The sequence below is a fragment of the Martelella sp. genome, assembly GCF_984369615.1.
This window is the reverse complement of record NZ_CFHTCS010000147.1, coordinates 1-10,029: the sequence shown is the minus strand read 5'-3', so window position 1 is coordinate 10,029 and position 10,029 is coordinate 1. Positions and strand designations below refer to the sequence as shown.

The following is a 10,029-nucleotide window of genomic DNA, read 5'->3' as shown; positions in this document are numbered from 1 at the left end:
AAGGTCACGACGATCTGGCTGGTCACGGAGAAGAAATAGGGGAACATGCCGATCAGATTGGCGGTCAGCAGAAACAGGAAGAGCGTCAGCACGAAGGGGAAGAACACCATCCCCTTTGTCCCCGCGCCTTCCCTCAGCATCGAGGCCACGAACTCGTAGAGAAGTTCGGCTATCGACTGGGTGCGCGAAGGAATAAGGCCGCGCTTGGAGGTCGCCAGATACATGAAGCCCGCCGCAGCGCCCACCGTGATCGCCATGAACAGCGATGCATTGGTGAAGGAAAAGTCCAGTCCGCCGACATTGATCGGAACGATATTGTGGATCTGAAACTGATGGGTCGGATCGTTTGCCACCTGTGCTCTCTCTTCTCACCTTGCGCGGACCCGCTTGGGGCGGTCATGCGCGCAGAACCAAACTTTATTTCCCGTCCTTCTTCAGACGGTCCTCCGGCTCAGCCACATAACCGACGGAGCGCAACACATTCAAGACCCCGGCGCCAAAACCGAGAAGAAGAAAGCCGATCATGCCCCAGGGGCCGGTTCCGGCAAACTTGTCGAGGAGAAAGCCGATCATGAAACCGACGAAAATGGCGGCCATGAATTCGCTCGAAAGCTTCAGGCCCTTCGACATTTCACGCCGGTCATTGGCGGAGCTTTCCGCCTTCCTGTCGCTCTCTCCATTCTGGCCCTTCCGCAGCGCGCCCAGTTCGCTGGCGAGCCGCTTGCGGCGTTCTTCCAAGTCCTCCTGCCCGTCCTCAGCCATCAAATCCGCTTTCCCAAAAATCCTCGACCGCGCGACCGGCGCTCGGCGGATGTTTCAGCAATGCGATAAAGCCTTCGGGACCCCCCGGTCAAGTCGGGCGCACCATAGTTTTCATGCCCATGCTAGTCAAGCTTCGAGGCAACCGCAATTGCGCAACCGGATTTGTTCGACCAAAGCCCTAGAACCAGCCGCGCGAGCGCAGCCAGTAGATGGCGAGAACGCCCGTCAGGAGCATTGCGGCAACGGCGGCGGGATAACCGTATGCCCAGTGCAGTTCGGGCATGCGGTCGAAATTCATGCCATAGATGCCGGCGATCAGCATCGGCGGCGCAAAGACCACCGAAACGACAGAGAACAGCTTCATGATGTTGTTCTGTTCGAGATTGACGAGACCGAGCGACGAATCGAGCAGGAAGGAAATGTTGGAAGAAACGAAACTGGCGTGCTCGGACAGAGACTGGATGTCGTGGGCGACGATGCGGCAGAGATCCTTGGTCGGCTTGTCGTCCCGCACCCGCCCAAGCGCCTGCACGTAGGCGGAAAGGCGCGCCAGCGTGATCAGGCTGTCGCGCGTCTTGCTGACGAGGCGGTGGTAGGTCGATATCTCGATCAGCCGCTCCTCGAGTTCGGCCGGGGGTCGTCGCCGTCCGCGCACGCCCTCCCCGAAAACGGCGATCGAGACATTGTCGATCTTGGCGACCGCCAGTTCCAGGATCTCGGCCGTGCGGTCGACGATCGTGTCGAGCAGGTGGGCGAGAACGCGTACGCCCTGCCCGGGCCCGATATCGAGACGCTTCATGTCGGCGGCGAAGAGAAAGAACGGCTTCGGCTCGGCGTGGCGGATGGTCACCAGCCGGCCTTCGGCGAGGATGAAGCCGACATCGGTCAGCTGGGCAAGGCCGAAATCCACGTTCATCACGATCGACGCGGTCATGTATACGGCGTTGCCCTCGGTATAGTAACGGCTGGAAGGCTCGATGTTCTTCAGCGTCTCGCGGGTCGGCAGCATCACGCCCAGGAGCGATTCCATCTGTTGCATGTCCGCCTCGGTCGGATCGAGCATGTCGATCCAGACGACGTCCTCGCCAAGCGGTTCCGCCGCGCCTGACGACGGCAAGGCGGTCTTGACACCGCCGACCCTGTAGAGATGGATCATCTGAACCCCGCCTTCTGACCTCGCGCTTGCCTCTACTGGCTACCCAAGCATAAATGCCAGGGCAAGTGTGTTTTTTCAGAACGCGCTGGCGTCGCGCGATCTCCCCGTCATGGCCGTGCGGCAGAACACGCAAAGGCCCGAACAGGACACCCCAAGATGCAACCTCACGAGTTCTGGCAGGAATTCCTGCCGCCGCGAACAGTCGACCCGCACGCGCCGCTTTCCGCCGCCTATCCCGCCACCCTTGCCGACGGCCGTCAGTTGCTGCTGCCGATCCGATCGGTCGACGGCGGCGGCCTGGCCTCTCTCATCATCAACCAGGCCTCGTTCGCCGTTTGCGATGGCCTTGCCGAAGACCTGGCCGGACGCCTGGCGGCTGAGAGACCAGATATCGTCGTCGGCCTGCCGACCCTGGGGCTGACGCTTGCCGCGGGCGTTGCCAGGGCGCTGGGTCACGCCCGCTTCGTTCCTCTCGGCAACTCCCGCAAGTTCTGGTACGAGGACGCGCTGTCGATGCCCATGAACTCGGTAACGACGCCGGATCAGGACAAGCGCCTGTTCATCGACCCGCGCATGCTGCCTCTCCTTTCCGGAAAGCGCGTCGCCCTTGTCGATGACGTGATTTCCTCGGGACGCTCGATCCTCGCCGGCCTGTCTCTGCTCGAAAAATGCGGCATCCGCCCCGTCACGATCGGCGCGGCCATGCTGCAGACAGCGCGATACCGCGCCCCCCTCGACGAATACGAGGATGGGCTCTCGAAAAAAATCCACGCCTGCTTTTCAACGCCCCTGCTTCAGCGCGGCGAGGGCGGCAAATGGCGCGAAAAAACCGGCCATTGACCGGTTCTCCGCGCAACGAAAAACCCGCGATCCGAAGATCGCGGGCCTATCGCAACGCACTGCTTCCGGAGTTATCAGTTCAGAAGAACGGCATCCGGATTTTCATTCAGCGCCTGTTCGGAGAATTCCGGCTGATTTTCCAGCGTTTCCCGGTCAAACCGCGTCTTGATGACATAGACGTCGCCGTCGCTCATGACCGTCGCCGCATCGGCTGAGATCGCCACGGGCTTCTCGCCGATACCCAGGAAGCCGCCGACGTCAACGATCAGGATGTTCTGGCTCTGATCGCCGTGGGTCATGATGTTCGAAACATCGCCCACGCTGTCGCCTTCAGCGCTCAGCACGGTGGCGCCGTCAAGCTGGTCGAAGGAGATCGACGCCATGTCGACCTCGGACATGCCCTCCAGCATCGGATTTTCCGCATTCATCGTCTCCGCGGCGTTCTCGCCCATGCTGTTCACGCCTGCCACCATGTCGTCCATGGCGTTGCCGGCGGCCTCGCCGGCCTGGTTCATGGCGTTGCCGGTGGTATTGGCGAGATCCTGCGTCTCGTTTGCAACGTTGTTGGCGGCGTCATTGGTCGCCGTGCGAAGCTGGCCGGCCTCCTCACGGATCGCCGCCGTGCCGCCCTCGATCAGGTTCGGATTGTCATATTCGAATGACGGGGCGTTCTCGAGTTCCTCGATGGTCGCGTCGATCGTCAGCCAGTTGCCGTTCTCGCCCTGCTGCCAGCCGAGACGGTCGAAGGACACGGCGACATCCTTTTCGCCGATGCCGAGAAAACCGCCGACGCCGATGACGGCAGCAGTCGCGTTGCCGTTCGAACCCATCACGATGTCATTGATGTCGCCAATCTGCTCGCGGCCCTGATCATCGGCATCCTGACCATAGACCGGCCAGCCGAGAAGCGAGCTTGCGAGAACCTGCTGGTCGGTTGCGCCGAAGAAGCTCTGGGCATCGTCAGAGGCAGCCTGACGTTCGGGAAAGACCGGCGTTGCGCCCGTTTCCATGCCAGCTTCCATGCCGGTCGTCGCGGCGGGTTTGTTGTCCATCGTGTCGGTATTGGTAGCGTCCTGCGCATAGGCCGCGCCCGTGGAAACAACTGCTACCAGCGCCGTAGTCGAAAGAATCTTGCGAAGCATATCAATACTCCTCTTTTCCTGAATGTTTCTTTGCGAGCACGATTTAATATTTATTTTAGTCTCGTTTTATTCTCACTCGCTGCACACCAACAAAACGTGCTGCCGGACACCTTGTTCCTGCGTCGATACGTTTTTTTTCGATCAGGGAAGGCAAAAAAACCGCCCGGGCTTCTGGCGGCGGGCGGGGTCCGGCGGAGGGCGCGGCGAAAGATCTCAGCAGAAGCGCAACGGCATGCGGATATGGACCCTGAGGCCGGTGTCGGCAAATTCGATATCGACCTTGCTGCCGATAACCTTGTCGAGACTGCGCTCGATCAGGACGCTGCCGAAGCCGCGCTCTTGCGGCGGCGTGACCGGCGGGCCGCCGACCTCCACCCAGTCGAGCTCGAGATGGGACGCGCCATTATCGTCCTCGCCGCAGGCAACCGAGATATCGACGACGCCGGCGCGCGTGGAAAGCGCCCCGAACTTCGCGGCATTGCTCGCCAGTTCGTGGATGACGAGACCGAGCGCCAGCGCCTCGTCAGGGTCGAGGAAGACAGCGCTACCGTGAATATCGACCTGCCGGCTGGCGCTGTCGATATACGGCGCCACCTGGGAACGCAGCAAGCGGTCAAGCGCGATCGCCCCCCACTGCTCGTCGGAAAGCAGGGTGTGGGCGGCCGACAAGGCCTGAAGGCGGCCGGAAAAGGCCATGTTGAACTCTGCCGAAGTGCGCGAGCGCCGCAGCGTCTGGCCGGCGATCGACTGGACGATCGCCAGCGTGTTCTTGACCCGATGATTGAGCTCGCGCAGGAGGAGCCGCGTCTTCTGCTCCGACTCCTTGGTTGTCGAGATATCGACAACGACGCCGAAGACCGGCCCGCTCTGCTCTGCCGACAGCACGCTTTCATAGGCGCCGCCGAGCGACAGCAGCCACTTGCCCGTTGCGGCGGCCTTGAATTCGCACTGGTACTCCTCGCCGCGATCGAGCGCCGACTTGAAGCGGCGCAGAAGCGGAAAGCGCGTCTCCGGCGCGATGGCGGCAAGAAGGCTGCGGCAGGTCACCGGCTCGCCGGCCGGCAGGCCGAGCATTTCCCTCAGCGCATTGTCGCACTCGACCATATTGCTTTGGCGGTCCCAGCTCCAGGCGGCGATGTTGCCGGCGCGAAGCGCCATGGAGTGACGCTTCTGGGCGCGCGACAGCGCTATATCGGCGGAAGCCTTGCCGCGCGCGGCATCCTTTAATTCATAGAGTGAGCCGGCCAGATTGGCGAGACGGCGCAGCGCCGCGGCATCCTCATCGGAAATGTCGCGGTGATTGGTCCCGTCGATGACGCAAAGCGAGCCCGCATTGACGCCGTGCACCTTGATTGGCGCGCCGGCGAAAAACCTGACGGGCTTGCCGTCATAGTTCGGAACGGAAGGCGCGATATCGAGCTGGTCGGCCGGATTGTTGAGGATCAGCGCCGGGTCCTGCTTGAGCGCGATCGGATAGACGAAAAGGCCGGAGCGGGTCGGAACGGTCTCCGGCTGCATGCCGTGAACCGCCTGTACCCAATTTTCGTCATAGTCAGCTATCAGGATAAGCGCAGCCGGGCAGGCGAAGCGCAAGGCAGCCGATTCGACGATCGCGACGAAGTCTTCGTCGACCTCGGCGGCACGCATGATTGTCTGCGATAGGGTGTTTAGCCTGTCCTGATCCTTGATCGCATCGACAATATCGCTCGGCAAATGTTCCACTGGCTAAAAGGCTCTTCATTCTGAGGCGAAAGCAAGGGTTCTTCCGCGCTATTTCGGATGACCGCATCGACCGGCGGAATATCAATCACGCTCAAGAACGCCTGACCAGTGCTTAGGTTCCCTTGCGCGCCGAATTTCGTTCCGAAGACGCAGAAAAAGCCGTGCGTCCGGGTCGTCATCCCGAACGCACGGCGGTTTTCGATCAGAAGCAGGAGAACGGTCGCGGCTTGTCCTCATGCCGGGCGCGTAACGAACGCGCTGCTGACGACGGCGGCGGAATTCGCATCCGGTCCGAAGTCGACCTCCCCCTGGATATCCAGAAGCTCCTGAAGCTTGCCGCGCGCCCGCGCGATGCGACTCTTGATCGTGCCGATGGCGCATTGGCAAATCTCGGCCGCCTCCTCATAGGAGAAGCCGGAAGCGCCGACCAGAATGATCGCCTCGCGCTGATCGTCAGGCAGCCGGTTCAACGCCTTGCGGAAGTCGCGCAGGTCCATCGCGCCATATTGTGCGGGATGCGTCGACAGCCGCTCGGTGAAGACATTGTCGGAATCCTGTATTTCGCGACCACTCTTGCGCATCTGGCTGTAGAACTCGTTGCGCAGGATCGTGAACAGCCATGCCTTGATGTTCGTGCCCTCGGCAAAACTGTCCTGCTTGGCCCAGGCCTTCATGATCGTGTCCTGGACGAGATCGTCCGCCATATCCTGATGTCCGCACAGCGATACCGCAAAGGCACGCAGGCTGGGCACCGTCTTCAGCATATCGCGCTTGAAGCTCGTATCATCATCCCTGACCAAGGCCGTCACCCCTTTGCTTTGCGCGTCGAAGCGGACTCTGCCGCATCAAGACGTTCGAGCAGGTCGAGAAACCGATCCGGGATCTCCTCCTGTTCAACGGCATTGTAAAGGGCCTTGAGGCGGCGGCTGATCGCCTCTTCCGGGCTCTTTGCCGTGCCGGGCAGAGCTTCCCCTTTTCCCAGACTGCTATTGCTTTTCACCAGTTTAATCCCGTTTGTACCCAATTGCATGTTCAAGCCGAAAACGCCGGGTCCGATAAAAAGTTCCTTCAAAGCCGGAACTTTTTTTTGACTGACGCATTTGGTCATTTTGATAGCGCTCTTTGAGCCTACCCAACAGATTTACCGAGGCAGGAGACTGTATAATATGTCGCTTTCAACCCGTATCGCTGCCCATTTGCCATATCTCAGGCGGTACGCTCGTGCCGTGACCGGATCGCAAACCTCCGGCGATGCCTATGTGGCCGCCGTCCTTGAAACGCTGATCGAGGATGTCTCTCTTTTTCCCGAGAACGGCGACGACAAGGTTTCACTCTACAAACTCTTTTCACGCCTGTTCAGTTCCACGACGATCGAGATAGAGGACATCGAATCGCCCTATTCATGGGAAAAACGCGCCGCGGCCAATCTGATGGCGCTTCCGGCCAAGCCTCGGCAGGCCTTTCTGCTGATCTCGCTCGAAAATTTCTCACATGAGGAAACGGCCGCGATCCTCGAGGTCGAGCCCGACGCGATCCCCGGCCTCGTTGACGAGGCCTCGGCAGAGATCGCCCGCCAGGTGGCCACCGACATCATGATCATCGAGGACGAGCCGCTGATCGCCATGGATATCGAGCAGATGGTCGAAAGCCTCGGTCATCGGGTGACCGGCATCGCGCGCACCCACAAGGAAGCGGTCGACCTCTACAACAGTTCCAAGCCAGGCATGGTGCTCGCCGACATCCAGCTTGCCGACGGCAGCTCCGGTATCGACGCGGTCAACGACATCCTGGAGCATGATTCCATTCCGGTGATCTTCATCACCGCCTTCCCCGAGCGCCTCCTGACCGGCGAACGGCCCGAGCCGACCTTCCTGGTCACCAAGCCGTTCAACCCGGACATGGTCAAGGCGCTGATCAGCCAGGCCCTGTTCTTCCAGGAACGACACCAGGAAGCGGCCTGAAGAGGCCGGGCAACCTCGCATAAACAAAGAAAGGCGGCCACGGCCGCCTCCCAGACTGCTGACAAACCCGTCGGTTTTTTTTCGGCGGGCCCGCCGTCTCCGGCGGGCCCGCCCGTTCTTACTCGGCAGCCTCTCCGGCAAGCGTCTCGTCCTCGGCGAGAAAGCCGCCGGACTGGCGTTTCCACAGATCGGCATAGATGCCGCCGGCCTCCACGAGTTCCTGATGCGTGCCAGTCTCGATGATCTCGCCCTTGTCGAGGACAACGAGGCGATCCATCTCCGTCAGCGTCGACAGGCGGTGGGCGATCGCGATCACGGTCTTGCCCTCCATCAACCCGAACAGGCTTTCCTGAATGGCCGCCTCGACCTCTGAATCGAGCGCCGAGGTCGCCTCGTCCAGCACCAGGATCGGCGCGTCCTTGAGAAACACGCGGGCGATCGCGATGCGCTGGCGCTGGCCGCCGGAAAGCTTCACCCCGCGCTCGCCCACATGGGCGTCAAGCCCGGTGCGACCCTGCATGTCGGAAAGCCCTTCGATGAAGTCCCAGGCATTGGCGCGTTTTGCCGCGGCAGTCACCTCCTCGTCCGTTGCGCCCGGACGGCTATAGGCGATGTTGTCGCGGATCGAGCGATGCAGCAGGGACGTGTCCTGCGTCACCACGCCGATCATCGAGCGCAGGCTGTCCTGCGACACTTTCGAGACATCCTGGCCGTCGATGGTGATCTTCCCGCCTTCAAGATCGAAGAAGCGCAGGAGCAGGTTCATCATCGTCGTCTTGCCCGCGCCGGAACGTCCGACCAGACCGACCTTCTCGCCCGGCCTGATGGTGAGCGACAGACCGGAGATGACGCCGCCCGCCTTGCCGTAATGGAAGGAGATGTCGTCATAGACGATCTCGCCTTTCTTCACGTCCAGAGCCTGCGCGTCGTCGACATCGACCAGCTCGTGCTTCTTCGCCATCATCGACATGCCGTCATAGACCGTGCCGATGTTCTCGAAGAGCCCGGTGACTTCCCACATGATCCACTGCGACATGCCGCCGATGCGCATAACCAGACCGAGGGTCAGCGCAATTGCGCCGACGGTGATGCTGCTTTCCAGCCAGAAGCGGATCGCCAGCGCCGCCACGGCAAAAAGCGCGACCGCATTGTTGATATAGACAAGCGCCTGGAACTGGGTCACCCGCCGCATCTGGCGGTAGACCGTATCCAGAAAGCCGTCCATGCCCTCGCGCGCAAAAAGCTCCTCGCGGCCGGCATGCGAGAACAGCTTGACGGTGGCGATATTGGTGTAGCTGTCGACCACCCGACCCGTCATCAGCGAGCGCGCATCGGCCTGCTCGGCCGAGATCTTGCGCAGCCGCGGGATAAAGTACCAGAGCAGCAAGGCATAGATGACGATCCAGACCAGAAGCGGAATGACGAGACGCCGGTCGGCTGCGGCAACGATGAAGATCATCGAAACGAAATAGGTGATGACGTAGACGAACATGTCGAGCGCCTTCATCACCGTTTCGCGGATGGCAAGCGAGGTCTGCATGACCTTCTGCGAAACCCGTCCCGCAAACTCGTTGGCGAAGAAATTCATCGAGTGGCGCAACACATAGCGATGCATCTGCCAGCGGCTGATCATCGGCAGATTGCCCAGCAGCACCTGATGGATCAGCAGCGAGGAGAAAATCGTCAGGCCCGGCAGCAGCACCAGAACCAGCGCGCCCATGAAGGCGAGCCGCCAGCCCTCGTCCGCAAGGAAGGTCTCGCGGTTGGCCGTCGACAGCCAGTCGACGATATCGCCGAGGAAGCGAAACAGATAGACTTCCCCGAAGGCGACCAGCGCTGCAACGAGGGCCATTAGCGCCAGATAGGGCGCTGCGGGCTTCGAATAGTGCCACAGGAAGGGAATAAGGCCCGTGGGCGGCGCCGTGGGCTCCTCCACGGGGTAGGGATTGAGGCGGTTTTCAAACCAGCGAAACATGATCTCACTCCAATGCCTCCCGGCCGCTCTCCAAAAAAGAGCACACTATGCCCCCACAGGGGACCCGGGACTGGAACAGCGACCGGTTCACGCTGTCGCGTTAATTCGGATGATTAAATAGGAAAGAAGAAGGCGGTGTGAAAGGTCACACGGTCCGGCGCGGTGGAACGCGGAGCACTACAAAGCCAGTGATGTTCATCATGCCATGCTCCTTTCGCCGGTTAGAGAAAACGCGGGACTTATAGACCCACCGCATCCGGATGGCCATAGCCGTCAACCGCAAAAAAGACATTTCACGCGGATATGTTGCCGCTCGGCAACGCTTGGTCAAAGCCGGCGAGGCATCGCCGATACAATGCGGCCTTGTGTTGCCCGCGGGGGGTCGTGCTAGAAGGTCCGGGAAACAGACGTCGAAGAGGGACCAGGTGTCGCGCAAAACCGACTGGCTTCACAATCTCGCGCTGCTGAAGC

At 61.0% G+C, this 10,029-nt stretch carries 10 protein-coding genes; 2 read left to right on the top strand and 8 right to left on the bottom strand.

Features of this window, described 5'->3' with window-relative positions:
* From AC5DC2_RS12850 to AC5DC2_RS12840, 3 genes are all read right to left on the bottom strand, one after another.
* Nucleotides 1-353 (bottom strand): F0F1 ATP synthase subunit A (locus tag AC5DC2_RS12850; protein ID WP_491698756.1); only part of this gene is annotated, 353 nt, incomplete at its 3' end.
* A 64-nt stretch (nucleotides 354-417) separates the two neighbouring features.
* A complete protein-coding gene (locus AC5DC2_RS12845; protein WP_024706026.1) occupies nucleotides 418-762 on the bottom strand; it encodes an AtpZ/AtpI family protein in 345 nt (114 codons plus the stop codon).
* A 178-nt stretch (nucleotides 763-940) separates the two neighbouring features.
* Nucleotides 941-1,918 carry a magnesium transporter CorA family protein gene (locus AC5DC2_RS12840; RefSeq protein WP_491698755.1) on the bottom strand — a complete coding sequence of 326 codons (978 nt, stop codon included), beginning with the start codon at nucleotides 1,916-1,918 and terminating at the stop codon, nucleotides 941-943.
* Nucleotides 1,919-2,074: 156 nt separating this feature from the next.
* Here AC5DC2_RS12840 and AC5DC2_RS12835 point away from each other — a divergent pair, with 156 nt between their 5' ends.
* Nucleotides 2,075-2,758 (top strand): phosphoribosyltransferase, encoded by a 684-nt coding sequence (locus tag AC5DC2_RS12835; protein WP_491698754.1) that lies wholly within the window; start codon nucleotides 2,075-2,077, stop codon nucleotides 2,756-2,758.
* 74 nt (nucleotides 2,759-2,832) lie between these two features.
* On the opposite strand, the gene AC5DC2_RS12830 is transcribed toward AC5DC2_RS12835, so the two are convergent.
* The 4 genes from AC5DC2_RS12830 to AC5DC2_RS12815 form a co-directional block, all read right to left on the bottom strand.
* Nucleotides 2,833-3,900 (bottom strand): PRC-barrel domain-containing protein, encoded by a 1,068-nt coding sequence (locus AC5DC2_RS12830; protein ID WP_491698753.1) that lies wholly within the window; start codon nucleotides 3,898-3,900, stop codon nucleotides 2,833-2,835.
* A 213-nt stretch (nucleotides 3,901-4,113) separates the two neighbouring features.
* On the bottom strand, nucleotides 4,114-5,547 hold the full coding sequence (locus AC5DC2_RS12825; RefSeq protein WP_491698752.1) for an HWE histidine kinase domain-containing protein: 1,434 nt from the start codon (nucleotides 5,545-5,547) through the stop codon (nucleotides 4,114-4,116).
* Nucleotides 5,548-5,855: 308 nt separating this feature from the next.
* The gene (locus AC5DC2_RS12820; protein WP_256389183.1) at nucleotides 5,856-6,422 is read right to left on the bottom strand and encodes an RNA polymerase sigma factor; all 567 of its coding nucleotides are present in this window, start codon (nucleotides 6,420-6,422) and stop codon (nucleotides 5,856-5,858) included.
* A gap of 5 nt (nucleotides 6,423-6,427) precedes the next feature.
* Nucleotides 6,428-6,730, bottom strand: a complete 303-nt coding sequence (locus AC5DC2_RS12815; protein WP_024706020.1) for a NepR family anti-sigma factor — start codon at nucleotides 6,728-6,730, stop codon at nucleotides 6,428-6,430.
* 58 nt (nucleotides 6,731-6,788) lie between these two features.
* On the opposite strand from AC5DC2_RS12815, the gene AC5DC2_RS12810 reads away from it, so the two are divergent.
* Nucleotides 6,789-7,583, top strand: coding sequence for a response regulator (locus AC5DC2_RS12810; protein ID WP_024706019.1), 795 nt, complete (start codon nucleotides 6,789-6,791; stop codon nucleotides 7,581-7,583).
* Nucleotides 7,584-7,701: 118 nt separating this feature from the next.
* On the opposite strand, the gene AC5DC2_RS12805 is transcribed toward AC5DC2_RS12810, so the two are convergent.
* Nucleotides 7,702-9,558, bottom strand: coding sequence for an ABC transporter ATP-binding protein (locus tag AC5DC2_RS12805; RefSeq protein WP_491698751.1), 1,857 nt, complete (start codon nucleotides 9,556-9,558; stop codon nucleotides 7,702-7,704).
* Nucleotides 9,559-10,029 lie beyond the last annotated feature (471 nt).

Coding starts and splice junctions, on each gene's coding strand:
- AC5DC2_RS12845 (WP_024706026.1), bottom strand. CDS start 762: ATGGCTGAGGACGGGCAGGAGGACTTGGAAGAACGCCGCAAGCGGCTC.
- AC5DC2_RS12840 (WP_491698755.1), bottom strand. CDS start 1,918: ATGATCCATCTCTACAGGGTCGGCGGTGTCAAGACCGCCTTGCCGTCG.
- AC5DC2_RS12835 (WP_491698754.1), top strand. CDS start 2,075: ATGCAACCTCACGAGTTCTGGCAGGAATTCCTGCCGCCGCGAACAGTC.
- AC5DC2_RS12830 (WP_491698753.1), bottom strand. CDS start 3,900: ATGCTTCGCAAGATTCTTTCGACTACGGCGCTGGTAGCAGTTGTTTCC.
- AC5DC2_RS12825 (WP_491698752.1), bottom strand. CDS start 5,547: ATGCGTGCCGCCGAGGTCGACGAAGACTTCGTCGCGATCGTCGAATCG.
- AC5DC2_RS12815 (WP_024706020.1), bottom strand. CDS start 6,730: ATGACCAAATGCGTCAGTCAAAAAAAAGTTCCGGCTTTGAAGGAACTT.
- AC5DC2_RS12810 (WP_024706019.1), top strand. CDS start 6,789: ATGTCGCTTTCAACCCGTATCGCTGCCCATTTGCCATATCTCAGGCGG.
- AC5DC2_RS12805 (WP_491698751.1), bottom strand. CDS start 9,558: ATGTTTCGCTGGTTTGAAAACCGCCTCAATCCCTACCCCGTGGAGGAG.